The organism is Falsiroseomonas sp. (assembly GCF_051860665.1).
Lineage (GTDB): Bacteria > Pseudomonadota > Alphaproteobacteria > Acetobacterales > Acetobacteraceae > Falsiroseomonas.
On record NZ_JBHYDM010000006.1, the window covers coordinates 130,280 to 153,921 of the forward strand.

A 23,642-nucleotide genomic window follows, 5' to 3' on the forward strand; every position below is an offset into this window, starting at 1 on the left:
ATGGCGGGCCAGAGGCCATTTCCGCTGCGGCGGCTGCGAAGGCGCGCCGATTGCCCGCGGCTTGCACAGGCTGCGCGCCGCATGGTCAGCTTGCCGCCATGCCCCTTGCCTATCTCGCTGGCCCCGACGTCTTCCTGCCCGAGGCCCCGGCGCAGGCCGCCCGCAAGTCGGCGATCTGCGCCCGGCACGGCATTACCGCCCTGCCGCCGTTGAACGAGGACGTGGCCTCCATGGCCAGCATGCCGGAGGCCGAGGCCTGGCGAGTGATCTTCGCCAAGGATTTGGCGATGATGGAGCGGGCCGATCTGGTGATAGCCAACCTCACCCCCTTCCGCGGCGCCTCGGCGGATGCGGGCACGCTGGTGGAGCTCGGCTGGTTCCTCGGCCGCGGCCGGCCGGCCTTCGGCTATTCCAACAGCGCCACCTCCTTCGCCGCCCGCAGCGCGGCGCAGACGGCCGCGGTGCCGGACCCGATGCCGGGGCTGACGGTGGGCGGCTTCGGCCTGCCGGATAATCTGATGATCCCCGGCGCGGTGGAGCAGGGCGGCGGCCTGCCCATCTTCCTGCCGCCCGGCGGCGCCGACCTGCCTTTCGATTCGCTGGAGGTCTTCAGCCTTTGCGTGGCCGCCGCCGCGGCGCGGCTGCGCCGGCAGGGCTAGGCGGGTCCGCCAGATTGGCACGGGCGCGGCGCAGCAGGTCGAGCAGCGTGGCCACCTCCGCCTCGCTCATGCCCTCCAGCCCCTGGGCGATCACCGCCTTGGCCTCCGGCAGCAGGGTCTCGCGCAGGGCACGGCCCGTCTCGGTCAGGCGGATATGCACCTTGCGGCGATCGGATTCACTGCGATCACGGATGATCCAGCCGGCCTCCTCCATGCCGCGCAGGGCGATGACGGCGGTGGGTTCCTGCATGCCGATGCGCTGCGCCAGCTCCCGCTGGGTCAGGCTCTCCTCCTCCCACAGCACGCGCAGGAAGTACCAGGCGCCCAGCGTGGCGCCGCTGGGCTGGATGCGGGACTGCAGGCTGCGCTGGATGCGCCGGTTCAGGTCCCGGACCAGGTAGCCGAGGCTTTCCTCGAAGGGCAGGGCCGATTCGCGGTCGCTCATGCGCGCGGTCGGTTCGCTGTGGCGGTCAGGGTCGCGATCAGGTCCTGCTCGGCCGCAGCGGCGCTGGCATAGCGCGGGGCGGTGCTGACGAAAGGGGAAGCAGCCTCCGCCGGCAGGAAGACTTCAAGAAAAAACAGGCCGGTGGCGCTGTCCTGGCGCGGCTCGATTCGCAGGGTGGGCATCGTCTCAATCGTCCTTCGGCGCCACCTGGTGGTGCAGCGCGACCTCTCGGCCCTCGCGGGCGGATTGCAGGATGGCGAGGCAGACCTCCAGCGTGGCCATGCCCCAGGCGCCGTCATGCAGCGGCGGAGTGCCATCCAGCACGGCGGCACAAAGCTCGTCCAGCACTTCGCCACGCGGCACGGCGGGCAGCGGGGTTTTGCGAAGCAGGCGGGTGGCGTCGCCATGGATCTCCACCCCCTGCGCGGTCAGGCGCAGATCGGCCCGATCACAGCTGGCGATCACCAGGCCGAACTGGTTGTGGAAGCGGGGCGGCTCGGCCGGCGGCGGGCCGGGCGGCTGGCCCGGCGCGCCATAGGTCCGCGTCAGCTTCAGCGCCGCCTCGGCCGCCGCATCCGGCACGCCGGCCAGGGCGGCGCGGGCGGCGCCGTGGCGGCTGGAATCCTTCGGCTGCCCCATCTCCCCCACCCAATCGAGGAAAACGTCGCTGTCGAAGCGGCCATAGCCGGAATAGGTCAGGCTGGCGGCGCAGCCATTTTCGAAGGTCAGGAAGGCGGTATAGGCCCCCTCCGTCGGCCGGGCCGGGTCCCAGGCGCCAGTCGCGGCGCGGACGGACCGCACCAGCCCGCCGCCGAGCAGCCGCACCACATCCACTTGGTGCGCCCCCTGGCTGAAGACCACGCCACCGCCCTGGGTGGTGTCCAGCTCCTCCGGCCGCCGCGGGCGATAGATAAAATCGGTGTAGTTCAGCGCCGAGATCATCCGCACGGCGCCGAATTCGCCGCCCGCGATCATGCGCCGGGCGGCCTGCACTGGCCCATCCTGCCCATGGCTATGGCCCACCACCAGCCGCACCCCGGCGGCCCGGGCGCGCTCGACCATGGAGGCCGCCTCCGCCAGGGTCACGGCCAGCGGCTTCTCCACCAGCACATGCTTGCCCGCATCCGCCGCCCGCGCCACCTGCGCCGCGTGGAACTGGTGCGGGGTGGCGAGGTAGATCGCCTCCACCTGCGGGTCCTCGCAGAGCGCGCCGAAATCGGCATGGGCCGAAGCGTCGAAATCCGCGGTGAAGCGGATGCGCGCCTCCGGCCGCGGATCGGCGCAGGCCACCAGCTGGATGCGGGGGTGATGCGCCAGGCTGGGCAGCATCAGCATGAAGGCCCGGCCGAGACCGGCGACCCCGAGCCGCAGCCGCCGCGGCCCCCTGGGCGGCCGCAGATCCAGCTCCGGCTCGGCCTCCCGCGTCACAGGTCGAGCACCAGCGTGTCGCAGCCGGGCGCGGCGCGGGAGACGCAGGGCAGGATCGCCATGGCCTTTTCATGCTCCATCAGCACCAGGTCGCGGTGGTCCACCTGCCCCGAGACCAGCCCGGTGCGGCAGGATCCGCAGGTGCCGCTTTCGCAGGAGAATGGCACGGCATGGCCCGCGGCGTGCAGCGCCGCCAGAAGCGTCGTGCCTGCCGGCACGGCCAGTTCAACGCCCGATCGCGCCAGCCGCGCCGTGAAGGCCGCGTCGTCCGGGCGCTTCTGGCCGCTGCCGGCGGAAAAATCCTCGAAATGCACGGCGGCGGCCGACCAGTGGCCGGTCATGTCGCGCACCGCCTGCATCAGCCCGCGCGGCCCGCAGCAATGGATGTGCCGGCCCTTCGGCTGCTCCAGCAGCGGCCAGAGGTCGAAGGCGCGTGCTGCCTCGCCGCCATCGTGGTGGAGCGTCACCTTGCCACGGAAGGCGAGCAGTTCCTCCCGGAAGGCGGTCTGGGCGGCGGAGCGGGTGAGATAGACCAGCTTCCAGGGCGGCCCGCCCTCGGCCTCCAGATGGCGGATCATCGCCATGATGGGGGTGATGCCGATGCCGCCCGCGATGAACAGCCGCGAGACCGGCCTGCCGGCCAGGGCGAAATCGTTGCGCGGCGCCGAGCAGGGCAGCAGGTCGCCCGCCTTCACCTGGTCACAGAGCGCGAGGGACCCGCCCTGGCCGGCTGCATCCCGCTTCACCGCGATGGAATAGGTGGCGGTCTCGGCCGGGTCCGAGCAAAGGGAATAGCGCCGCTCCTGCCCCCCCGGCACGCGCACCCGCAGATGTGCCCCGGCGGTGAAGGGCGCCAGCGCGGCGCCCTCGGGATGGGCCAGCTCGAAGCCGAAGATGTCCTCCGCGATGGGGCTCGCGGCCAGGACTCGCAGATCGGTGAAGTGGTCGTCCATCCCGGCGGTACCTCCATGCCAAGATACTTAGTGAGCTAAGCAAAAATGGGCAACCGCCGCTGGACAGTGCCGCGGCCAGGCCGCATATCTTAGTGACCTAAGCATCTTGGGAGGAACCGCCATGCTGACCCAGGAGGAGAACGAGCTGCTCTGCCGCGTCACCGGCGATGCGCCGATGGGCCGGCTGATGCGTGCCCACTGGCTTCCCGTCTGCCTCTCCGAGGAGGTGGAGGAGCCGGATGGCAAGCCGGTGCGCGTGCAGGTGCTGGGCGAGAAGCTGGTCGCCTTCCGCGACAGCGAGGGCCGGCTGGGCCTGGTGGCGGAGGCCTGCCCGCATCGCAAGGCCTCGCTCTATTACGGCCGCAATGAGGAAGGCGGGCTGCGCTGCCTCTATCACGGCTGGAAGATCGACGTGGAGGGCAATGTCGTCGAGATGCCGAGCGAGCCGCCGGAGGCCTGCGCCGCCGCCCGCTTCAAGCATCCCAGCTACCCGGTGGAGGAGGCGGGCGGCTTCGTCTGGGCCTTCCTGGGCGACCGCGCGACCATGCCGGCTTTCGAGCCGCCGCCCTTCGCGCCGACCCCCGAAACCCGCGTCGCCATCGGCAAGACCATGGTGCCCTGCAACTGGGCGCAGATCGTCGAGGGACAGATCGACAGCGCCCATTCCTCCTCGCTCCATTCCTCCGACATGGTCCCGGCCCGCGTCGGCCGGGCGGGGGCGAATGCGAAGAACTGGACCCGGCCCTCGACCGACAAGGCGCCGCGGCTGCAGGTGCAGCTGACCTCCTACGGCTTCCGCTACGCCGCCATCCGCCGGCCGATCGCCAATGCGGCGACGCATGACTATGTGCGCATCACCACCTTCGTCGCCCCCGTCACCTCCCTGATCCCGCCGAACGCCAGCTACAACGTGGCGCAGGTGACGGTGCCGATCGATGATCACCACAGCTGGTTCTACTTCATGGCCTGGGGGGAGGGGCCGGACGTGCCCTCCACCGAGGACTGGCGCAAGTTCCTGGCGCTGCAGCCGGGCATCGACGTGGACGAGAACTGGCAGAAGAAGCGGGTGCGGGAGAATGACTACGGCCAGGACCGCCGCCTGATGGCGATGGGCAATTTCACCGGCATCAAGGGCATCCCGGCGCAGGACATGGCGATGTGGGAAAGCATGGGCCCGATCGCCGACCGCACCACGGAACGCCTCGGCGCCAGCGACGTCGCCATCGTGCAATGGCGCCGCCTGATGATCGAGGCCGCGCGCGCGGTGGCGGAAGGCGCGCCGGCGCTCGGCCGGACGGAGCCGCGCGTGCCGCTGAAGGATATCTCCTCCTTCGAGGGCGTGGTGCCCAAGACCACGGACTGGCGCAGTTTCGGCACCACGGAGATGGAGCGCAGCCTTTTCGTCGACGCGCCGTCCCAGATCGCGGCGGAATAGCGCGTGTCCAAACTGCAGCTTTCGGTGGCCATCGGCCCCTATGACCGCATGCGCCCGCTGGTGGATGGCGAGGTGCAGATCGATTCCGTCGATCCGCAATTCATGCTGCTGGAACCCGAGGAGATCTTCTTCCGCGCCTTCCGGCACGAGGCCTTCGACATCTGCGAATTGTCGCTGTCCTCCTACTCGGTGCGCGTCGCCAAGGGTGATTGCCCCTATGTCGCCGTGCCAGTCTTTCCCTCCCGCGCCTTCCGCCATACCTGCATCGTGGTGCGGAGGGATCGCGGGATCGACCGGCCGGAGGATCTGCGCGGCAAGCGCATCGGCATTCCGGAATACCAGCTGACCGCCAATGTCTGGGCGCGGGCGATCCTGGAGGAGGAGCACGGCGTGCGCCCCGCCGAGATCACCTGGGTGCGCGGCGGCTACGACACGCCGGGCCGCGTCGAGAAGATCTCCCTCAGCCTGCCGCCCGGCGTGGTGATCGAGAATGCGCCGGAGGGCGCCACCATCTCCGGCATGCTGGCGGCGGGGGAACTCGACGGCGTGATGGGGCCGCGCGCCCCCTCCTGCTTCGAAGGCGGCGACCCGAACATCGAATGGCTCTTCCCGGACCCCACCGCCGCCGCCCAGGCCTGGTTTCGCAAGACCCGCATTTTTCCGGTGATGCATGTGCTGGGCATCCGGAAGACGCTCGTCGAGAAGCACCCCTGGCTGCCTGCCGCGGTCCAGAAGGCTTTCGAGAAATCCAAGGCGGTAGCCCTCGCGAAACTGGCGGACACCTCCGCCACCAAGGTTACGCTGCCCTTCGTCGAGGAAAGCCTGCGCGCGGCGAAGCGGCTGATGGGGGAGGATTTCTTCTCCTATGGCCTGGCCGCGAACCGGCACGTCTTCGAATGGTTCCTGCGCCACCACCATGCCCAGGGCCTGTCCAGCCGATTGCTGGCGCCGGAGGAGCTGTTCCATCCCAGCACGCTGGAGACCCACAAGATCTGAGCCGCGCTCACCCCAGCGGCCAGAAGAAGGCGATGGCCGGCACGCCCACGAGCACCACGGTGACGGAGAGCGGCAGGCCCAGCCGCCAGTAATCGCCGAAGCGATAGCCGCCCGGCCCCATCACCAGCGTATTGCACTGGTGCCCGATGGGGGTGAGGAAGTCGCAGGCCGCGCCGATCGCCACCGCCATCAGGAAGGGATCGGGGCTGAGGCCGATCTGCTGTGCCAGGCTGGCGCCCACCGGCGCCATCACCAGCACCGTCGCGGCATTGTTCAGGAAGGGGGTGACCGCCATGGCGATCACCATGATCAGCGCCAGCGCGGCCAGCGGTGGCAGCGCCTGCGCCGCGCCGGAGAGCCAGCCGGCCACCAGATCCGTGCCGCCGGTGGTGCGGATCGCCTCGCTCACCGGGATCAGCGCGGCCAGCAGCACCACCACGGGCCATTCCACCGTCTCATAGGCTTCTCGCATCGTCAGCGTGCGCAGCGCCAGCAGCAGCACGGCGGCGCCGAAGAAGGCGATGGCGACCGGCACCCAGTTCAGCGCCACCAGCGCCATGGCCACGGCCAGCACCAGCGGCGGCAGCCAGCCCCGACGGCTGCGGCCCAGCTGCACATTTCGCTCCGACAGCGGCAGCACGCGCAGCCCGCCCATGGCCTCCGCCATCAGCGTCGCCTCGCCGCGCAGGATCACCACATCGCCGGCGCGCAGCCGCAGGTCGCCCAGCTTCTCCGCGATCCGCTGGCCGCGGCGGCTGACGGCGATCAGGCTCAGCCCGCTGCGCCGGTGCAGGTCGAAGCCGGCGGCCGTCATGCCGACCAGCGGGCTTTCGCTGGTCACCACGCCTTCCACCACCTGGGCGGCATCCTCGGGTAGCTTCTGGCGCTCGCCTTCCAGCGTCAGGCCAGCGCGCGCCACGAAGGAATCGAGATCCTCAGCCTCGCCCTCCAGCAGTAGCCGGTCTTCCGCCTGCAGAAGGCGGCCCTGCACCGGTGCCAGCCGATGCGCATCGGCGCGGATGATGGCGGCGATGCGCACCTCGCCCTCGCCCAGCGCCTCCAGCTCCGCCACCGTCTTTCCGGCATGGGCGCTGTCCTTCGGCAGGCGGGCCTCTGTGGTATACTGGTCGATGGTGAAGGCAGCGTCCTTCGAGCCGCCGCCCTTCTGGCCCTGCGGCAGCAGCCGCCAGCCCAGCGCCAGCACCACCAGCCCTGCCGCGGCGATGCACAGCCCGACCGGTGCGAAGTCGAACATGCCGAAGGGCGTGCCCGTGATCTCCTGCCGCAACCGGGAGACGATGATATTGGGCGAGGTGCCGACCAGCGTGACCAGCCCGCCGAGCAGCGCGGCGAAGGCCATCGGCATCAGCAGCGCGCTGGCCGGCGTGCCGGTGCGCCTGGCGAGCTGGAAGGCCACCGGCATCATGATGGCCAGGGCGCCGACATTCTTGGTGACCGCCGACAGCACCATGACCACCGCGGCCAGGATCGGCACCTGCACCGCGGGCCCGCCCTGCATCCAGGGCAGCAGCGGCCGCATGGCCGCCTCCACGGCCCCGGACCGCGCGACGGCCGCGCTGACCAGCAGCGCGCCGGCCACGATGATCACCACATCATCGCTGAAGCCGGAGAAGGCCTTCTCCGCCGGCACCACGCCGGTCATCACCGCGGCGAAAAGCGACAGCAGCGCCACCAGGTCGTAGGGCAGCCGCCCGTGGATGAACAAGGCGATGGTGCCGCCCAGGATGGCGAAGGCAATGGCCTGGTCCGGCGTCATGAAGTCTCCCCCGGCGCCGATCGTGGCGCGCCGGGGCGCAACGAGTCCCGGTACCCGCGGGTTCCGCGGCCGCTGGCGCGGGTCAGCCCTGCTTGGCGAGCAGCCCTTCGTTGACGCAGGTCGGCCGGGCACCGGATCTGAGAAAATCCATCATGTACTGCATCGACAGCCGGCGGATGTCGCGGATGCTCGTGGTGCTGAAGAAGGCGGCATGGGGCGTCAGCATCAGCCGGTCGTCCAGCCAGGCCTCGCCCGCCGCCCAGGCGGCGATCAGCGGGTGGCTGCGATCCAGCGGCTCCGCCTCGAAGACATCAAGCCCGGCGCCGGACAGCCGGTCGCTGCGCAGCGCCTCGTGCAGGGCGTCCAGGTCCAGGATGCCGCCGCGCGCGGTATTCACCAGCACGGCACCCGGCGGCAGCAGCGCCAGGCGTCGCGCATCCAGCAGCCCCTTCGTGCTCGCGTTCAAGGGCGCATGGATGCTGAGCACGTCGCTGCGCGCCAGCAGCGCCTCCGGCGTGGCGAAGCGCTCCCAGCCGAAGGCAAGCTGGTGCCCCACCGGCAGGTGCGGATCATGAAAGCCGACCTTCATGCCGAAACCCTGGAAGCGCAGCGCCGCCGCGGTGCCGATGCGCCCGAGTCCCAGGATGCCCAGGCGCAACGACCCCAGCCGCCGCACCTGCTTCATCTGCCGCGCATCCCAGGCCGCATTGCCGCGCCGCAGCCGGCGGTCATAGCCCTGCAGCCCGCGCAGCAGGCCGAGCGCCAGGGCCACCGCATGATCCGCCACCTCTGTCGTGCCGTAATCCGGCGTGTTCAGCACCGGGATGCCGCGCGCGGCGGCGGCGGCGAGGTCGATATGGCCGAAGCCCACCCCGCCCTGCACGATCACGCGGCATCTGCCGAACAGGGCGATAGCCTCCGCCGGCAGCAGGTGCATGGAGCGGCAGTTCAGCACCGCATCGGCCGTGGCGTAATCCGCGGGATCTTCCAGCCGGCCGTGCACGGAACGTCGGAAAACAAGTTCCGCATCCTCCCCGGCCAGGGCCAGTTCCAGATCGGGCGCATCCTCCCATTGCGGATCGATGACGAGGACGCGGGGACGGCTCATTCGGAGAGGGACATGCCGAGGGCCGGCTTCGCATCCGCGGGCAGGGGGCTGACATAAGGCCGGCCGCCGGTCCGCGCCGCATGGTCGGCCTTGGCCCTGGCGATCAGCTCAGGATTCTGCAGCGCATCCACCGCCGTGCCGGCCATCACCTTCGCCACATGCACCATGCCCGTATGCGCCGCCGGCGCCTTGCCCTGCGCCACCACCTGCCAGCTATGCCCCGGCGTGCCGATGGCATAGGTGGCGCCGCGCGCCTGCACCGTCGGCACCTTCCAGGAAACGTCGCCGACATCGGTGGAGCCGTTCATGCCGGCCCCCTTGGCGCCCAGCGGCACGATCAGCTCGCACAGCGACTTGCCGGTATCGGGCGTGACGCCCTGGCGGCGATAGCCGGAGAGGATGTCCTCCTCCGTCAGCGTCTTCTGGATCTCCGCCGCGAAGGCCTTGTCGGTATCGGTGAATTGCGGCGGGCCGAGGCGCTGGAAATTGTCGTACATCAGCTGCTCCAGCGGCGAATTGCCGAGCAGGTTGGAGACGGCCGAAATCACCTGGGTGGAGACCGTCGTCTCCGTCATCAGCGCGGCGCCATCGGCGATCTTTCGCACGCGGGTGACCAGGGCGTTCAATTCGAGCAGGTTCCGCGCGCGGATCAGGTAGCGGACCTTGGCCTGGGACTGCACGACATTGGGCGCGATGCCGCCGGCATTGAGATAGGCATAGTGGATGCGCGCATCGCTCGGCATGTGCTCGCGCATGTAGTTCACGCCGACATTCATCAGCTCGACCGCATCCAGCGCGGAGCGGCCCAGATGCGGCGAGGAGGCCGCATGCGCCGCGCGGCCGGTGAAGGAAAAATCGATGCGCGTATTGGCGAGCGAAATGGCGTCGTTCACGCCCGAAAAGCTGGCCGGATGCCAGGAGATGGCGATGTCCACATCGTCGAAGGCACCTTCGCGCACCATGAAGCCCTTGGCCGCGCCGCCTTCCTCCGCCGGGCAGCCATAGTAGCGCACCCGGCCGGGCAGGTTGTTGGCCTTGAGAAAATCCTTCACCGCCGCGGCGGCCAGCAGGCTGGCGGAGCCCAGCAGGTTGTGCCCGCAGCCATGGCCGGTGCCATCGCCCGGCAGCGGCCGGTGTTCCGCAACGCCGGCTTCCTGCGACAGGCCGGGCAGGGCATCGTATTCGCCCAGGATGGCAATGACGGGTCCGCCCTCACCGGCCTCGCCCATCACCGCGGTGGGGATCCCGGCGACGTCGCGGGTGATGGCAAAGCCCTCGGCCTCCAGCATCGCGATGTGCTCGGCCACGCTGCGATGCTCGTTGTAGCAGAGCTCCGGCATGCCCCAGATGCGGTCGCTGAGCGCGGCATAGGCCTCCTTGCGCTCGTCGACGCTGCGCCAGACCTCTTCGTCGTTCCGCATGGTCTCTTCCTTCCCTTCAGCGCCGCGCCGGCACATGGCCTTCGCCGATATCCCACCAGATGCCGGCCATCAGCCCGAGGCCCTCGCGCAGCAGCGGTGCCAGCGCATGCTCATCCGGCCCGTGCTGGTTGCAGCCGGCATAGCTGTTCGGAATCCAGATCACCGGCGTGCCCAGCTCCTCCAGGAACATGTCGGAGGGGTTGGAGCCGGAGGAATTCGGGATGATGTTCGGCGCCCGGTTGGTGGTGCGGCGCATGGAGCCCGCGACCATCTCCACCCAGGGATCGTCCGGATCGGTGCGGGACGCGCCAAACATGTCGCGCTCCATCATCGGCACGATCTCGACCTCGGGAAAGCCCTTGGCATCGAGGTGCCGGCGCAGCGCGGGTACGAAAGCGGCGCCGGGGATATCCGCCGTATGCCGCACCTGCAGCCGCGCCCGTGCCTCGCCCTGCACGGCATTGGTCGGCGCATCCGGATGGCCGGTGATCTGCGCCAGCACGATCACGCTGGTCCAGCCGAAGATCTTTTCGGCCTTTGTCAGGCCGGTCTCGCCCCAGCCGGGATCGCCTTCGGGCAGGCCGGGGATATCCTCGAAGACCAGGTCGCCGATGGCGCGCTTGACGGAGGCGGGCATGGCGGCCGGCGTCCAGCCCTCCACCAGGATGCGGCCGTTGCGGTCCACGATGCTGGCCAGCGCATGCGCCAGCACGAAGGCGGGATCGGTCAGCACGCCGCCCCAGTGGCCGGAATGATGCGCATGGTCCCGCAGCCGCACCAGCAGGTCGAAGGCCACGCCCCCACGCGCGCCGAGCTTCATCTCCGGCATGAAGGTGGTCTGCCGCGGACCGTCGAGCCCGATGAAGACATCCGCCGCCAGCCTTTCGCGCTCCGCCCGCAGCAGGTCGCGCAAGCCTGGCGAGCCCTGTTCCTCGCCCGTCTCCACCAGCACCTTGGCATTGAAGCCGAGCCGGCCGCCGCGCTCTGCCAGCACGGCGCGCAGTGCCTCGATGGCGATCAGGTGCTGGCCCTTGTTGTCCACGGTGCCGCGCCCGTACCACTTGTCGCCGCGCGTCGTGACCTGCCAGGGGTCCAGGCCCTCGCTCCATTTCGGCGCGAGGCCGCGCACCACATCGCCATGCCCATAGATCAGCACCGTCGGCAGCGCGGGATCCTCGATGCGCGTCGCGACGAAGACCGGGCCGCGGCCGGGGCGGGGATTGTCCAGCACCACCTGCTCGAAGGGCATGTCGCGCATCAGCGCGGGGAGCGTCTCGGTGCAATAGCGGGTCAGGGCCGGCAGGCTGTCCGGCAGCTGGCTTTCGGTCGGCACCGCGACGAGCCTGCGCAGCCCTTCGAGATATGCACCCTCATCAAAGCAGCGTTCCGCGCGCGCGATCGCTCCTGCCCGGCTGCCCGTCATCTCGCATCCTTCCCGCAATCCGCGTGGAGCTTCGCCCGGATTGCCGGCTGCGGGAAGACCTGCGCTACTCTGCGGCGAGACGCGCCGGGTCGATCTCCACCTGCGCCACGTCATAGGCGCGCAGGGACTCGTAGAAGCGCGGAAGATCGCTGGCGAAGAGGCCGCGCGTGATGCCGGCGGCCAGGCGCGGCACGGCAATGCCCATGGCATTGATCGAGGCCCCAGCCGGGCCGAAGGACATGGTGGTGCCGATGCCGAACAGATGGATATCGCGCATCCAGGGCGTCTCGCCCGGCACGCGTTCCAGGAAGCTGTAGTCGTCCGCGAGATAGGGGAATTCGCCGAGACGTGGATTGGCTTCCTCGGGCGGCGGCGTGTAGCGGTCCGACCAGCGCGCGATGTTATGGGCGCAGCCGGCCAATTCCGGCACCAGCATCGGGTCCATCCGCACGCCGGTGCCGCAGATGAGGAAATCAGCGGCGAAGTCGCCACGGGAGGTCGCGACCACCGCCCTTCCATCCTGCACCAGCGCATCGGTCCAGGGACGTCCCACATGCATCAAGAAATTCGGGAAGGCGAGCACGCGCGCATAGGTGTCCGGCGGAAAGCCTTCGCGCAGCCCCAGCACATGCGCCATGAAGCGCCAGCGCCATTCGTCCGGCATCTCATGGATATGGCGCAGGAAGCCGGCGAAGGTCAGCCAGCGATAGGGCTGCACCACCATCGGCTCCGCCCTGCGGCAGAACAGATGCACCTCCGCCGCGCCGGCCTCCAACGCCATCGCCGCATTGTCGAAGGCGGATGCCCCGGCGCCGAGCACCGCCACCACCTTGCCGCGCAGCGCCGCGAAATCGATCGGGTCCGCGCTATGCGCGCGCAGCGGCCGCGGCAGCGCGGCGACGAAATCCGGCATCCACCAGATGCCGGCACCTTCCTGGCCGGTTGCGAGCACCACCTTGCGCGCCAGCATCGGGCCTTCCGTTGTCTCCACCCGCAGGCAGGGCAGGCCGTCATCGGTGCGGGCGGGGGAGATGCGTCCCGCCGTCACGCCATTGCGCACCGGCACGCCGACCACGCGCCGCAGCCACAGCAGGTAGTCGTTCCAGTACTCCTTCGGGATATAGCGCAGCTTGTCCCAATCCGCCGTGCCGAACTGCGCCTCGTGCCAGGCCTGGTAGGTGAGGGAGGGCACGCCGAGATCCGGTCCGCTCTGATCCTTCCAGGACCGCAGGTTGTGCATGCGGGCATAGGTCAGCCAAGGTCCCTCCCGCCCATACTCCGCGCGATCGAGCACCAGCAGGTTGCGCACCTTGTCGCGCATCAGCGCGAAGGCGGTGACCACGCCGCACTGCCCGCCGCCGACCACCAGCACATCCAGCACCGGCGCGCCGCCGCAGGTCCTGGGTTGCAGCCAGTCCATGCGCGGATGGGCGATGAGGTCGAGGTCGCGCCGTGCATCGGCTTCGAGCGCCGTGAGGCTGCGAGGTGCGGGCAAGGCTGGTCTCTCCGGATCTGGGGTGGGGCGCAGAAGATGGTCGAAAACGGCGGCCTTGCCAGCCACGAAATCCGCGCTGGAATCGTATGCCGCAGGGCTTTGGCGCGTATACCGGCACGGCCTGCTTGTGGGCCGCGCAGCGCCGTCCGGAGCGCCTCGCACGCGCCGCGGATGCCGCTTGCATGCCGCTGCCTTTTGTTGCCACGCTGACGCAATGCAGGAGAAGACCCTTCCCCGCGCCGCCGCGCTCGCGCCCTCGCCGATCTGGTGGCGACGATGGGAACTGCCGACCTGGGGCGTGATGCTGGCGATCTACGCCTGCTGGTTCGCGCTGGTCTGGTTCCATGCCAACATTCCCTGGCCGCTGCTGATGGCCGGCGGGGCCTATGTGCTGGCGTGGCATTTCTCCCTGCAGCATGAGGCGATCCATGGCTGGCGCAGCATTCCGCGCTGGCTGCGCACGGCGCTGGTCTGGCCGCCGATCGGCGGCTGGCTGCCCTTCGAGCTCTACAAGCGCAGCCACACGGCGCATCACCGCAATACGGTGCTGACCTATCCCGGCGAGGATACCGAAAGCGTCTACCATAGGCAGGCGGACTGGTCCGGCTATTCGCGCCCTTGGCGCGCCGTGCTGCTGTTCAACCAGACGCTGCTGGGACGCCTGACCGTCGGGCCTCTCCTGCGCCTGCGCAAGCTGGTCATCATCGAGTTCGGAAAACTGTGCGCGGGGGATTTTCGTGATGTGCCGGTCTGGCTCGGCTTCTTCGCAGGGCTGGCGGTGGTGCTGGGCTTCGTCTCCGGCGTCGCGGGCATGCCGGTGTGGCAATACTACCTGATCTTCGTGCTGCCGGGCCTAAGCCTCGGCCTGTTGCGCGCCTTCATCGAGCATCGCTGGGGACCCACGCCGGGCGAGCGAACGGCCAGCGTCGAATCCAACTGGGTCTTTGGCCTGCTGTTCCTGTGGAACAACCTGCATATCGTGCATCACCTCTATCCGCAGATGGCGTGGTTCGAGATTCCGGGCTTCTGGCGCCGGCATCGCGACCGGCTGCTGGCCCATAACGGCCACTACGTCTTTCCCGGCTATTTCGACATCGCACGCCGCTGGCTTCTGAAGCCGGTCTTCGTGCCAGCGCATCCGGCACGCTGAACCCCGGCGCGCGCAACCAAGGACAGGGACCATGATGATGAAGCGACGCCACCTGCTCGGTGCGGGCCTCACCCTCGCCGCACCTGCGACGCTCCGCGCTCAGGGCGCGCCGCAATTCACCTTCCGGCTGCACAGCTTTTCCTCGCCGACGGCGCTGGACCACACGCTGCACCTCGACCCCTGGGCGGCGAAGGTGGCGCAGGAATCCGGCGGGCGCATCAAGATCGAGGTCTTCCCCGCCATGCAGCTCGGCGGCCAGCCGCGCGACCTGGTGCAGCAGCTGGAAGACGGCGTGGTCGATATCATCTGGACCGTACCGGGATTCACACCGGGCCGCTTCATGGGGACGGAGGGGCTGGAGCTGCCCTTCATGAACACCGGCCTCTCCGCCACCGAAAGCCCGGCGGCGATGGAGTTCATCGCCAAGCACTTGGCGGATACCGAATACCGCGGCATCAAGATCATCGCGGTGCATGCGACGGACCGCGCGCTGGTGCATACCTCGCGCAAGCCGATCCGGACCCTGGAGGACTTTCGCGGCCTCAAGCTGCGCGTCGCCGGCCGCTTCATCGGTGAGGCGGTGACGGCGCTCGGCGGCACGCCCGTCGGCATTCCGCTCGGTGGCGTCTACGAGGCGACTGCGCGCAACCAGGTGGATGGCTTCCTCATCAACTGGGCCATCACGCAGCCCTTCCGCCTGTATGAAGTGGCAAAGTTCCACAGCGAGCCGCCGGGCGTCGGCCTGTTCCAGGGCATGATCCTGACGCTGATGAACGGCCGCAGCTACAACCGCCTGCCGCCCGACCTGAAGGCGGTGATTGACGCGAATTCCGGCCCCGCCCTCGCCGCCGATCGCGGCCGGATCTGGGACACGCAGACCAAGCCCGCGGTGGATGCCACCATCGCCGCCGGCAACGAGATCATCGCGATCGGGCCGGAGGAAAAGGCGCGCTGGCGCACCGCGGTGCAGCCGGCCTACGACGCCTGGATCGCCGAGATGACGCGCCGCGGCCGCAACGGGCGGGCGATGTTCGAGGATCTGCAGGCCATCACCGCCAGGCATGGCCGCGCGTGACCCTTGCGGCGCTTCGCGGGGCGCTGACGCGCCTCGCCGTGACCTGCGCGCTGCTGGGTGGCGCGCTGCTGTTGTTGGCGGTGGGGGTCACCACCGCCTCCGTCCTGCGTGGCGCCTTCGGCGCGCCAATACTGGGCGATAGCGAGATCGTCGAACTCGCGCTCGGCGTGGCCGTGGTGCTCTGCATGCCGCTCTGCGAGATGAAGGGCGCGCATGTGCTGGTGGATTTCTTCACCCAGGCCCTGCCGGCGCGGGGCACCGCAGGGCTGGATGCCGCGATGCGCGCCGTGGCGGCGCTGGTCGTCGGCGTGCTGGCCTGGCGGCTGGCCATCGGCGGCTACAATATGTGGGACCGGGAACGCGATTCGATGTTTCTGCAGCTGCCCTTCTGGTGGGGTTATGCGGCGGCGGCGCTGGGCATGGCGGCCTGGAGCCTCTGCGCCGCCTTCGTCGCCGTCGAGAGCTTCGTCCGGCTGCGGCGGCCGGCATGAGCAATTTCGCCATAGGCCTGACCATGTTCGGCGGCGCGCTGGCGCTGATCGCGTTGCGCATGCCGGTCGGCATCGCCATGCTGCTGGTGGGCGGGCTGGGCTATGCCGAGATCTCGGGTTGGGATCGGCTTTTCGCCACGCTGAACACACTGACCTTCAGCCGCTTCTCCTCCTACACCCTTTCCGTCATCCCGCTGTTCCTGCTGATGGGCGATTTCGCCACCAAGGGCGGGATGAACCGCGCGCTGTTCCGCTGCGCGCGGGCCTGGATGGGGCATTGGCGCGGCGGCCTGGCGGTGGCCAGCATCGGCGGCTGCGCGGCCTTCGGCGCCATCTGCGGAAGCTCCCTCGCCACCGCCGCCACCATGTCGCAGGTCGCGCTGCCGGAGATGCGGCGGCATGGCTATTCGCCCGCCCTGTCCACCGGCACGCTGGCGGCCGGCGGCACGCTCGGCATCCTCATCCCGCCCAGCGTCATCCTGGTGATCTATGCGATCTACACGGAGATGAGCATCGGCGCGCTGTTCGTCGCAGCGGTCATCCCGGGCCTGATCGCGACGGCCGGATACATGCTGGTGGTGAATATCTATACGCGCCTGTCCCCCGGCGCCGCACCGCCCGCCGAGCGCATGCCCTACCGCGAACGCCTGCGCGCCACCTTGGACGTATGGCCGGTGATGATGGTCTTCGTGCTCGTCGTCACCGGCATCTATGGCGGCTGGTTCAGCGCGACGGAGGGTGCGGCCATCGGGGCCGCCGCCACCGGCCTGCTCGCCGTGGTGCTGGGCGGCATGCGTTGGCAGGGGCTGAAGGAGAGCCTGCTGTCCACCGCGGAGACCACGGGGCTGATCTTCCTGGTGCTGCTGGGCGCGGAGCTGTTCAGCGCCGCGCTGGCGCTGTCGCACCTGCCATCGGAACTGTCTTCGATGGTCGCGGCGCTGCCGATTCCGCCGCTGGCGATCCTGTCCGCCATCGTGCTGGTCTATCTGATCCTGGGCTGCTTCATGGAGAGCATGGCGATGGTGCTGCTGACGCTGCCCATCTTCGTGCCGCTGATGCTCGGCCTGGACTTCGGCATGGACCGCACGCAGGTGCTGGTGTGGTTCGGCATCCTGGTGCTGATGAGCGTGGAGGTGGGCATGATCTCGCCGCCCTTCGGCCTGAACCTCTTCGTCATCAACGCCATGGCGAAGGACATCCCGATGGGCGAGACCTATCGCGGCGTGCTGCCCTTCTGCATCTCGGACGTGCTGCGCATCATCATCCTGCTGCTGTTCCCGGCGCTTTCGCTCTGGCTGCCGGGGCTTTGGTGACCCGGCCTTTCGAAGGATCACGCAATGCGCAGAATGCTGGCGAAGCTTCTTCTTGCGGCGGCGGTGGCCTGGCCGGGTGTCGCGGCTGCGCAGGTTTTCCCGACGCGACCCATGCGAATCATCGTGCCTTTCCCGGCTGGAGGCGCCGCGGATGCGCAGACGCGCGCCTTTGCCGATGCGCTGGCGGCGCATTACGGCCAGCGGGTTCTGGTGGATAATCGACCCGGCGCGGGTGGCAATCTGGGGACGGACGCTGCGGTCAAGGCGCCTGCCGATGGCTATACCCTGGTCATCGGCGGGCCCAATGTCATCAATACGCACTACCTGCTGCGCGACACGCCCTTCCGCTGGGAACGGGATCTGGAGCCGCTGGGGCTGATGTTCGCCTCCTCCAACGTGCTGGTGGTGCATCCCTCGGTGCCTGCGCGCAACGTGCAGGAATTCATCGCGCATCTGCGGGCCAATCCCGGGCGGCTGAACTTCGCCTCCGCCGGGGCGGGCGGGTCCATCCATCTCTCGGCCGAGATGTTCATGCGGATGACCGGCACGCAGATGGTGCATGTGCCCTATCGCGGCGATGCCCTGGCGCGCGCGGATCTCACCAGCGGCGCCGTGCAGGTGATGTTCAATGCCATCGGCAGTTCGGTGGAGCCGGTGCGCGCGGGGCAATGGCGGGGTCTTGCCACCACCGGTCCGACCCGCGCCGTCGCCCTGCCAGACCTGCCGACGGTCGAGGAAAGCGGGCTGCCGGGCTATGTGGTGCTGAGCTGGATGGGCCTGTTCGGCCCGAAGGGCATTCCCGATCCGGTCCGGGCCAGGCTGCAGGAAGGCTTTGACGCCGTTTTCGCAAATCCCGCCCATCGCGCGGCCTTCGAGCGGCTGGGCGTGGATGTCACTCCCTCCACGTCCGCGGCGCATCTGGCCTATATGCACGCGCAGGAGGCAATCTGGGCCCCCATCCTGAGGACCTTCGATCCCCAATGATCCAGATCTGGTCCGCCCGGACCACCAACGGGCTGCGCGTCTCCATCATGCTGGAGGAGCTGGGCCTGCCCTATCGCGCGCATGCGGTGGATATCGACGATCCCGCGACCAAGCCGGCGGAGATGATGGCGATCGCGCCGCACGGCGCCATCCCGGTCTTCAAGGACGATGCGACAGGCATCGCCATGACCCAGTCCTTCGCCATCATGCAGCATCTCTGCGAGCAGGAAGGCCGCTTCCTGCCGAAGGCGCCGGCGGCGCGGGCGCTGGTGCTGCAATGGATGTCCTATGTGATGACGGACGTCATCAGCGCCACGCACCCGATCTTCGTGCTGACCAGCGAATTCGCCGATACGCCCGCGCCCATCATCGCCCATTACGAGGCGCGGCTGCTGCGCTTCCTCGGCCAGGCGGATGCGCAGCTGGCGGCAACGCCGTATCTCTGCGGCGATGAGGTGACGGTGGCGGATTTCGCGCTCTACCCCACCGCCGCCTTCCGCAGCCGCCTGCTGGATCGCGCCGGGGGCCTGCCGCATCTGCGTGCCTGGATGCGGACCATGGCCGCACGCCCGGGGGTGGCGCGCGGCATGGCGGTGCCGTAGTCAGCCGCCGCGCGCGGCCTTCCATTCCGCGAAGGCGGCGCGCGTGGCCTCATTGGCGGGGTAGGTGCCCTTCAACGGCGCGCCGGCCTTGATGCGCTCCACGATGAAGGCCTCCATTTCCTCGCGCGCCGCGGCCGCGGCCGCGACCTCCGCCGCATGGGCGGCGGGCACCAGCACCACGCCATTGCCATCGCCCACCAGCACATCGCCGGGCATCACGCCGACGCCGTCGCAGCCCACCGGCCCGCCCATCTCCGTGAAGTGCAGGAAGAGGGATGCGGAGGTCGCCGCATTGCCCTTGGCGAACACGGCCAGATCGATTCCGGCAATTGCCTCCTGGTCCGAGACGCAGCCATCGATCACGATGGCCGCCGCGCCGCGCACCACGGCGTAGGTCGCCATGATATCGCCGAAGACCGAGGCACGCAGATCGCCGCCTGCCTCGATCACCAGCACATCGTCCGGCCCCAAGGCCTCGAAGGCGGTCATCTGCAGGTCCGGCAATTCGCCGGCGGCAACGCGCTTCTTCAGATCTTCCCGTGTCGGAATGGCGCGCAGCGTCACGGCCCGGCCGACGAAGCGCCGCTTCGGGCCGACCGGTGCCAGGCCGCGCATATGGTTGCTGCCGAGGCCCGACTTGGCCATCACGGCATTCACCGTCGGGACGGCGCAAAGGGCGAGCTGGCGGGCGATCTCGGTGGTGAGGGCCATGTCACGTCTCCGGTATAGCCGGGGAAGGCTACGCCGTTTCGGTCGCTGCGCCAGGGGGATGGTCTAGACGGTCAGCAGCTTGCGCACCGCTCCCTCGTCCAGCGTACCGGCGGGGCCACCGAGCGCCACTTCCCCGCGCACCATCACCGCGATGGAATCCGCCAGTTCGCGTGCGAAATCGTAGTACTGCTCCACCAGGATCACGGCCATGCCGCGGTCCTTCGCCAGGTGGCGGATGACGCGGGCGATATCCTTGATGACGGAAGGCTGGATGCCCTCCGTCGGCTCATCCAGGATCAGCAGCCGCGGCCTTGCGCAGAGCGCGCGACCGATCGCCAGCTGCTGCTGCTGGCCGCCCGAGAGATCGCCGCCGCGCCGGCGCAGGAACTGCCGCAGGATCGGGAAGAGGTCGAAGATCTCGGCATCCACGCCGGCCCCGCGCGGCGCCGCGGCCAAAGCCGTCTCCAGGTTCTCCTGCACGGTGAGAAATGGAAAGATCTCCCGCCCCTGCGGCACATAGCCGATTCCGGCCCGCGCGCGTTCCGCCGGGCCCAGCCGCGTCACGTCGCGGCCTTCCCAGGTGATGCTGCCGGCGCGCACCTTTTCCAGCCCCATGATGGCGCGCAGCAGCGAGGATTTGCCGACGCCATTGCGGCCGAGCACGGCCGTGACCTTGCCCGGCTCCGCCTGCAGCGAGACGCCACGCAGGCAGAGGCTGGCGCCGTAGGACAGGTCGATCGAGGAGACGGTCAGCATGTCAGCGCCCCAGATAGACTTCGATCACGCGCTGGTCGTTCTGCACATGGTCGATCGAGCCCTCGGAGAGCACGCTGCCGTCGCAGAGCACGGTCACGCGGCGGCCAAGGGCGCGGACGAATTCCAGGTCGTGCTCCACCACCACCACGCTGCGCTTGCCGGCGATGCGGACCAGCAGGGCGGCGGTGTGCTCGGTTTCCGAATCCGTCATGCCGGCCACCGGTTCGTCCACCAGCAGCAGTTCCGGATCCTGCATCAGCAGCATGCCGATCTCCAGCCATTGCCGCTGGCCGTGGCTGAGGATACCGGCCAGGTCCTGGGCGCGCTCGGTCAGGCCGATTTCCTCCATGGTCTGTTCGATGCGGCTCCGCGCCTCGCCATTCAGCTTCCAGCGCAGGCAGGCGATAGGGCCGCGCGGCGCCTTCAGGGCGAGCTCCAGATTCTCGAAGACGGTCAGCGCATCGAACATGGTGGGCTTCTGGAACTTCCGGCCGATGCCGAGATTGGCGATGCCGGCCTCGTCCATCCGCGTCAGATCCGTCTCGCCGAACAGGACCTTGCCCGCGGTGGGGCGGGTCTTGCCGGTGATGACATCCATCATCGTGGTCTTGCCTGCGCCATTGGGGCCGATGACGGAGCGCAGCTCCCCCGGCTCGACGATCAGCGAGAGATTGTTCAGCGCCCGGAAGCCGTCGAAGACGACCGAGACGCCGTCGAGATACAGGCGTCGCCCGCTCATGGCTTGCGCCCCTTCAGCAGCCCGATCAGCCCCTTCGGCAGGAACAGCGTGACCGCCACGAACAGCCCGCCGAGGACAAAGAGCCAGAGGTCCGGCGCCGCGCTGGTCAGCCAGGTCTTCAGCCCGTTCACCGTGAAGGCACCCAGCACCGCGCCCACCAGCGTGCCGCGCCCGCCAACGGCCACCCAGATCACCGCCTCGATGGAGTTGGCGGGGCTGAATTCGCCCGGATTGATGATGCCGACCTGCGGCACATAGAGCGCGCCGGCCAGGCCGGCCAGCATGGCCGAGAGGACGAAGGCGAAGAGCTTGTGGCTGGTCGTGTTGTAGCCGAGGAAGCGCACCCGGCTTTCGGCATCGCGGATCGCGGTCAGTACGCGGCCGTATTTGCTGCGCGTCAGCCGCAGGCAGATCAGGAAGGAGAGAACCAGCGCGATGAGCGACGCATAGAACAGACCCGCCCGCGCGCCGGAGGTATTCAGGGCAAAGCCGAGAAGCTCCTTGAAGTCGGTAAAGCCGTTATTGCCGCCGAATCCCATGTCGTTGCGGAAGAAGGCCAGCATCAGCGCGAAGGTCATCGCCTGCGTCAGGATCGAGAGATAGACGCCCGTGATGCGGCTGCGGAAGGACAGGAAGCCGACCAGCAGCGCCAGAGTGCCCGGCACCAGCAGCACCATCAGCATGGCAAAGGGGAAGCTGTCGAAGCCCAGCCAGTACCAGGGCAGCTCCTGATAGCCCAGGAAGACCATGAAGTCCGGCAGCACCGGATGGCCATAGACCCCGCGTGGCCCGATCATCCGCATCAGATGCATGCCCATGGCATAGCCGCCCAGCGCGAAGAAGGCGCCATGGCCCAGCGACAGGATGCCCGCATAGCCCCAGGCGAGATCGAGCGACAGCGCCAGGATGGCGTAGCAGATCCACTTGCCGGTGACGGAGACGAGGAAGTCCGAGACATGCAGCGGATGCGTCACCGGCAGCAGGTTCAGCAGCGGCATGACGCCGAGCAGCAGCACGAAGATGCCAAGCCCTGCGCGCAGGCCGAGACGTAGCCGCGCATCGGCGGCGGGGGATGACACAGCGAGGCTCATGCGTCCGCCGCCCTCCCTTTCTGGGCGAACAGCCCGCGTGGCTTGCGCTGGATGAACAGCATCGCCGCCACCAGCACGAAGACCTTTGCCAGTACCGCGCCAGCCCAGGGCTCCAGGATCTTGTTGATGATGCCGAGGCCGAAGGCGCCGACCAGCGTGCCCGCCAGCGACCCCACGCCGCCGAAGACGACGACGAGAAAACTGTCGATGATGTAGCCGGTGCCGAGGTTGGGGGAGACGTTGTCGATCTGGCTCAGCGCCACGCCGGCGATGCCGGCGATGCCGGATCCGAAGGCGAAGGTCAGCGCGTCCACCCGGCCCGTGCGGATGCCCATGGAGGAGGCGATGGCGCGCTTCTGCGTCACCGCGCGCATCTCCAGCCCGAAGCGGGTGAAGCGGATGGCCGCGACCGTCAGGCCCAGGATCACCAGCGAGAAGACCAGGATCCACAGCCGGTTCTGTGTCACCGCGATCTCGCCCGGCAGCATCAGCGTGCCCTGCATCCAGGGCGGGCTGATGATCTCCCGGTTCTGTGCCCCGAAGGCCAGGCGCACCGATTGCTGGATCATCATGCCGACGCCGAAGGTCATCAGCAGCGTCTCAAGCGGCCGGCCATAGAGATGCCGGATAAGCCCGCGTTCCATCGCGGCACCGCAGGCCGCGGTCACCAGGAAGGCGGCCGGCACGGCCAGCGGCAGCGACCAGGGGGCGAGCATGGGAATGCCGCGCAGCGCCTCCTGCACGATGAAGGTGGTATAGGCGCCGAGCATGACGAATTCGCCATGGGCCATGTTGATCACGCCCATCACGCCGAAGGTCACAGCCAGGCCGAGCGCCGCCAGCAGCAGTACGGAGCCGAGCGAGAGGCCCTGGAACAGGGTTTCGGCCGCGCGGCGAAGGGCCAGGCGCTGGTCGATCGCCGCCACCGCTTCCTCGATCTGCGCGGCGATCGCCGGGTTGGCCGCGCGCGCTTCCAGCAGCACGGCGCGTGCCTCGGGCGAGGATGTGGCCCCCAGCGCCGCGACGCCCAGCAGCTTGTTCTCGGGATCATTCGCCATCAGGCGGGACGCTGCCAGCGCCAAGGCGAGGCGGGCGCGGATCGCGGGCACCGTCTCCCGCGCCAGGGCCGCATCCAGCAGCGGCACATTCTCGGCGGAGCGGCTGCGGAACACGGCCTCCGCCGCGGCCTGGCGCTCTGCGGGGTCCGGCGAGACCAGTTGCAGCCGGCCGAGCGCGCCCCGCAGCGCCACGCGCACGCGGTTGTTCAGCCGCACCGCCTCGGCCCCGCTGGCATCCGCCGCGGCGCCGGTCAGCGCATCCTGCACGCCCGCATCGCCGCGGATCAGCAGCGTGCCGTCCGCCTGGCGCAGCAGCCGGCCATCGGCCAGCGCGCGCAGCAGGGGCAGGGCGCGCGGATCGCCGCTGGCGCCGAGCCGGTCCACGGACTCCGCCGTCTGGTTGAAGCCGGTGCCGAGCCCGCTGAGGCCCGCGGTGAAGGCATCCTGCGCGCGCGCTGGCAGGGCCAGCGCGAAGAGCAGGAGAAGGATGAGGAGGGGATGCTTCATGCTGGAATGAGGGAGGCCGCGCGCG

23 protein-coding genes are annotated in these 23,642 nt (G+C 69.2%); 9 read left to right on the plus strand and 14 right to left on the minus strand.

From position 1 onward, the window contains the following. Positions 1 to 98 precede the first annotated feature (98 nt). Positions 99 to 659, plus strand: a complete 561-nt coding sequence (locus ACTIF1_RS08790) for a nucleoside 2-deoxyribosyltransferase (RefSeq protein ID WP_439596018.1) — start codon at positions 99 to 101, stop codon at positions 657 to 659. Here ACTIF1_RS08790 and ACTIF1_RS08795 read toward each other — a convergent pair. The 4 genes from ACTIF1_RS08795 to ACTIF1_RS08810 are packed head-to-tail and all read right to left on the minus strand — an operon-like array spanning position 610 to position 3,485. Beyond that, positions 610 to 1,104 carry a MarR family winged helix-turn-helix transcriptional regulator gene (locus tag ACTIF1_RS08795; protein WP_439596019.1) on the minus strand — a complete coding sequence of 165 codons (495 nt, stop codon included), beginning with the start codon at positions 1,102 to 1,104 and terminating at the stop codon, positions 610 to 612. The genes ACTIF1_RS08790 and ACTIF1_RS08795 overlap by 50 nt on opposite strands. Then, positions 1,101 to 1,286 (minus strand): hypothetical protein, encoded by a 186-nt coding sequence (locus ACTIF1_RS08800; protein WP_439596020.1) that lies wholly within the window; start codon positions 1,284 to 1,286, stop codon positions 1,101 to 1,103. The genes ACTIF1_RS08795 and ACTIF1_RS08800 overlap by 4 nt, the downstream gene beginning before the upstream one ends. 4 nt (positions 1,287 to 1,290) lie before the next feature. Beyond that, positions 1,291 to 2,532 carry a Gfo/Idh/MocA family protein gene (locus tag ACTIF1_RS08805; protein ID WP_439596021.1) on the minus strand — a complete coding sequence of 414 codons (1,242 nt, stop codon included), beginning with the start codon at positions 2,530 to 2,532 and terminating at the stop codon, positions 1,291 to 1,293. Continuing rightward, positions 2,529 to 3,485 (minus strand): PDR/VanB family oxidoreductase, encoded by a 957-nt coding sequence (locus ACTIF1_RS08810; RefSeq protein WP_439596022.1) that lies wholly within the window; start codon positions 3,483 to 3,485, stop codon positions 2,529 to 2,531. The genes ACTIF1_RS08805 and ACTIF1_RS08810 overlap by 4 nt, the downstream gene beginning before the upstream one ends. 121 nt (positions 3,486 to 3,606) lie before the next feature. Here ACTIF1_RS08810 and ACTIF1_RS08815 point away from each other — a divergent pair, with 121 nt between their 5' ends. Both ACTIF1_RS08815 and ACTIF1_RS08820 read left to right on the plus strand, forming a co-directional pair. After that, a complete protein-coding gene (locus tag ACTIF1_RS08815) occupies positions 3,607 to 4,920 on the plus strand; it encodes a Rieske 2Fe-2S domain-containing protein (protein WP_439596023.1) in 1,314 nt (437 codons plus the stop codon). Positions 4,921 to 4,923: 3 nt separating this feature from the next. Beyond that, on the plus strand, positions 4,924 to 5,916 hold the full coding sequence (locus ACTIF1_RS08820) for a PhnD/SsuA/transferrin family substrate-binding protein (RefSeq protein ID WP_439596024.1): 993 nt from the start codon (positions 4,924 to 4,926) through the stop codon (positions 5,914 to 5,916). A 7-nt stretch (positions 5,917 to 5,923) separates the two neighbouring features. On the opposite strand, the gene ACTIF1_RS08825 is transcribed toward ACTIF1_RS08820, so the two are convergent. From ACTIF1_RS08825 to ACTIF1_RS08845, 5 genes are all read right to left on the minus strand, one after another. Continuing rightward, positions 5,924 to 7,693: an SLC13 family permease gene (locus ACTIF1_RS08825; protein WP_439596025.1), complete on the minus strand. Its 1,770-nt coding sequence runs from the start codon at positions 7,691 to 7,693 to the stop codon at positions 5,924 to 5,926. An 82-nt stretch (positions 7,694 to 7,775) separates the two neighbouring features. Continuing rightward, positions 7,776 to 8,801 carry an NAD(P)-dependent oxidoreductase gene (locus tag ACTIF1_RS08830; RefSeq protein ID WP_439596026.1) on the minus strand — a complete coding sequence of 342 codons (1,026 nt, stop codon included), beginning with the start codon at positions 8,799 to 8,801 and terminating at the stop codon, positions 7,776 to 7,778. Further along, positions 8,798 to 10,222 carry a M20 family metallopeptidase gene (locus tag ACTIF1_RS08835; protein ID WP_439596027.1) on the minus strand — a complete coding sequence of 475 codons (1,425 nt, stop codon included), beginning with the start codon at positions 10,220 to 10,222 and terminating at the stop codon, positions 8,798 to 8,800. Before ACTIF1_RS08835 ends, ACTIF1_RS08830 begins: the two co-directional genes overlap by 4 nt. Before the next feature lie 16 nt (positions 10,223 to 10,238). Next, entirely contained in the window at positions 10,239 to 11,645 is a 1,407-nt protein-coding gene (locus ACTIF1_RS08840; RefSeq protein WP_439596028.1) for a M20/M25/M40 family metallo-hydrolase, read from the minus strand. A gap of 64 nt (positions 11,646 to 11,709) precedes the next feature. Then, entirely contained in the window at positions 11,710 to 13,140 is a 1,431-nt protein-coding gene (locus ACTIF1_RS08845; protein ID WP_439596029.1) for an NAD(P)-binding domain-containing protein, read from the minus strand. A 214-nt stretch (positions 13,141 to 13,354) separates the two neighbouring features. Between ACTIF1_RS08845 and ACTIF1_RS08850 the strand changes: the two genes are divergently transcribed. The 6 genes from ACTIF1_RS08850 (at position 13,355) to ACTIF1_RS08875 (ending at position 18,755) form a co-directional block, all read left to right on the plus strand. Continuing rightward, the gene (locus tag ACTIF1_RS08850; RefSeq protein WP_439596030.1) at positions 13,355 to 14,290 is read left to right on the plus strand and encodes a fatty acid desaturase; all 936 of its coding nucleotides are present in this window, start codon (positions 13,355 to 13,357) and stop codon (positions 14,288 to 14,290) included. Between the two features lie 31 nt (positions 14,291 to 14,321). Beyond that, on the plus strand, positions 14,322 to 15,365 hold the full coding sequence (locus tag ACTIF1_RS08855; protein WP_439596031.1) for a TRAP transporter substrate-binding protein: 1,044 nt from the start codon (positions 14,322 to 14,324) through the stop codon (positions 15,363 to 15,365). Next, on the plus strand, positions 15,362 to 15,856 hold the full coding sequence (locus tag ACTIF1_RS08860) for a TRAP transporter small permease (RefSeq protein WP_439596032.1): 495 nt from the start codon (positions 15,362 to 15,364) through the stop codon (positions 15,854 to 15,856). Before ACTIF1_RS08855 ends, ACTIF1_RS08860 begins: the two co-directional genes overlap by 4 nt. After that, complete coding sequence (locus tag ACTIF1_RS08865; RefSeq protein ID WP_439596033.1) at positions 15,853 to 17,169, plus strand: TRAP transporter large permease; 1,317 nt, start codon at positions 15,853 to 15,855, stop codon at positions 17,167 to 17,169. Before ACTIF1_RS08860 ends, ACTIF1_RS08865 begins: the two co-directional genes overlap by 4 nt. 111 nt (positions 17,170 to 17,280) lie before the next feature. Beyond that, positions 17,281 to 18,153: a Bug family tripartite tricarboxylate transporter substrate binding protein gene (locus tag ACTIF1_RS08870; protein ID WP_439596034.1), complete on the plus strand. Its 873-nt coding sequence runs from the start codon at positions 17,281 to 17,283 to the stop codon at positions 18,151 to 18,153. Next, on the plus strand, positions 18,150 to 18,755 hold the full coding sequence (locus tag ACTIF1_RS08875) for a glutathione S-transferase family protein (RefSeq protein ID WP_439596035.1): 606 nt from the start codon (positions 18,150 to 18,152) through the stop codon (positions 18,753 to 18,755). The genes ACTIF1_RS08870 and ACTIF1_RS08875 overlap by 4 nt, the downstream gene beginning before the upstream one ends. Here the strand turns inward: ACTIF1_RS08875 and ACTIF1_RS08880 are convergent, their stop codons facing one another. The 5 genes from ACTIF1_RS08880 to urtB all read right to left on the minus strand — a co-directional run bounded on the left by ACTIF1_RS08880 (position 18,756) and on the right by urtB (position 23,617). After that, positions 18,756 to 19,466 (minus strand): hypothetical protein, encoded by a 711-nt coding sequence (locus ACTIF1_RS08880; RefSeq protein ID WP_439596036.1) that lies wholly within the window; start codon positions 19,464 to 19,466, stop codon positions 18,756 to 18,758. A 63-nt stretch (positions 19,467 to 19,529) separates the two neighbouring features. Beyond that, positions 19,530 to 20,222 (minus strand): urea ABC transporter ATP-binding subunit UrtE, encoded by a 693-nt coding sequence (gene urtE / locus ACTIF1_RS08885; RefSeq protein ID WP_439596037.1) that lies wholly within the window; start codon positions 20,220 to 20,222, stop codon positions 19,530 to 19,532. Between the two features lies 1 nt (position 20,223). Continuing rightward, a complete protein-coding gene (gene urtD, locus ACTIF1_RS08890; RefSeq protein WP_439596038.1) occupies positions 20,224 to 20,961 on the minus strand; it encodes an urea ABC transporter ATP-binding protein UrtD in 738 nt (245 codons plus the stop codon). After that, on the minus strand, positions 20,958 to 21,959 hold the full coding sequence (gene urtC, locus ACTIF1_RS08895; RefSeq protein WP_439596137.1) for an urea ABC transporter permease subunit UrtC: 1,002 nt from the start codon (positions 21,957 to 21,959) through the stop codon (positions 20,958 to 20,960). The genes urtD and urtC overlap by 4 nt, the downstream gene beginning before the upstream one ends. A gap of 89 nt (positions 21,960 to 22,048) precedes the next feature. Next, positions 22,049 to 23,617 carry an urea ABC transporter permease subunit UrtB gene (gene urtB, locus ACTIF1_RS08900; RefSeq protein ID WP_439596039.1) on the minus strand — a complete coding sequence of 523 codons (1,569 nt, stop codon included), beginning with the start codon at positions 23,615 to 23,617 and terminating at the stop codon, positions 22,049 to 22,051. Positions 23,618 to 23,642 lie beyond the last annotated feature (25 nt).

Bases quoted from the DNA above. Each gene is read 5' to 3' on its own strand.
- ACTIF1_RS08790 (WP_439596018.1), top strand. From the start codon at position 99: ATGCCCCTTGCCTATCTCGCTGGCCCCGACGTCTTCCTGCCCGAGGCC.
- ACTIF1_RS08795 (WP_439596019.1), bottom strand. From the start codon at position 1,104: ATGAGCGACCGCGAATCGGCCCTGCCCTTCGAGGAAAGCCTCGGCTAC.
- ACTIF1_RS08800 (WP_439596020.1), bottom strand. From the start codon at position 1,286: ATGCCCACCCTGCGAATCGAGCCGCGCCAGGACAGCGCCACCGGCCTG.
- ACTIF1_RS08810 (WP_439596022.1), bottom strand. From the start codon at position 3,485: ATGGACGACCACTTCACCGATCTGCGAGTCCTGGCCGCGAGCCCCATC.
- ACTIF1_RS08815 (WP_439596023.1), top strand. From the start codon at position 3,607: ATGCTGACCCAGGAGGAGAACGAGCTGCTCTGCCGCGTCACCGGCGAT.
- ACTIF1_RS08825 (WP_439596025.1), bottom strand. From the start codon at position 7,693: ATGACGCCGGACCAGGCCATTGCCTTCGCCATCCTGGGCGGCACCATC.
- ACTIF1_RS08830 (WP_439596026.1), bottom strand. From the start codon at position 8,801: ATGAGCCGTCCCCGCGTCCTCGTCATCGATCCGCAATGGGAGGATGCG.
- ACTIF1_RS08835 (WP_439596027.1), bottom strand. From the start codon at position 10,222: ATGCGGAACGACGAAGAGGTCTGGCGCAGCGTCGACGAGCGCAAGGAG.
- ACTIF1_RS08840 (WP_439596028.1), bottom strand. From the start codon at position 11,645: ATGACGGGCAGCCGGGCAGGAGCGATCGCGCGCGCGGAACGCTGCTTT.
- ACTIF1_RS08850 (WP_439596030.1), top strand. From the start codon at position 13,355: ATGCAGGAGAAGACCCTTCCCCGCGCCGCCGCGCTCGCGCCCTCGCCG.
- ACTIF1_RS08855 (WP_439596031.1), top strand. From the start codon at position 14,322: ATGATGATGAAGCGACGCCACCTGCTCGGTGCGGGCCTCACCCTCGCC.
- ACTIF1_RS08865 (WP_439596033.1), top strand. From the start codon at position 15,853: ATGAGCAATTTCGCCATAGGCCTGACCATGTTCGGCGGCGCGCTGGCG.
- ACTIF1_RS08870 (WP_439596034.1), top strand. From the start codon at position 17,281: ATGCGAATCATCGTGCCTTTCCCGGCTGGAGGCGCCGCGGATGCGCAG.
- ACTIF1_RS08875 (WP_439596035.1), top strand. From the start codon at position 18,150: ATGATCCAGATCTGGTCCGCCCGGACCACCAACGGGCTGCGCGTCTCC.
- ACTIF1_RS08880 (WP_439596036.1), bottom strand. From the start codon at position 19,466: ATGGCCCTCACCACCGAGATCGCCCGCCAGCTCGCCCTTTGCGCCGTC.
- urtE (WP_439596037.1), bottom strand. From the start codon at position 20,222: ATGCTGACCGTCTCCTCGATCGACCTGTCCTACGGCGCCAGCCTCTGC.
- urtD (WP_439596038.1), bottom strand. From the start codon at position 20,961: ATGAGCGGGCGACGCCTGTATCTCGACGGCGTCTCGGTCGTCTTCGAC.
- urtC (WP_439596137.1), bottom strand. From the start codon at position 21,959: ATGCCGCTGCTGAACCTGCTGCCGGTGACGCATCCGCTGCATGTCTCG.
- urtB (WP_439596039.1), bottom strand. From the start codon at position 23,617: ATGAAGCATCCCCTCCTCATCCTTCTCCTGCTCTTCGCGCTGGCCCTG.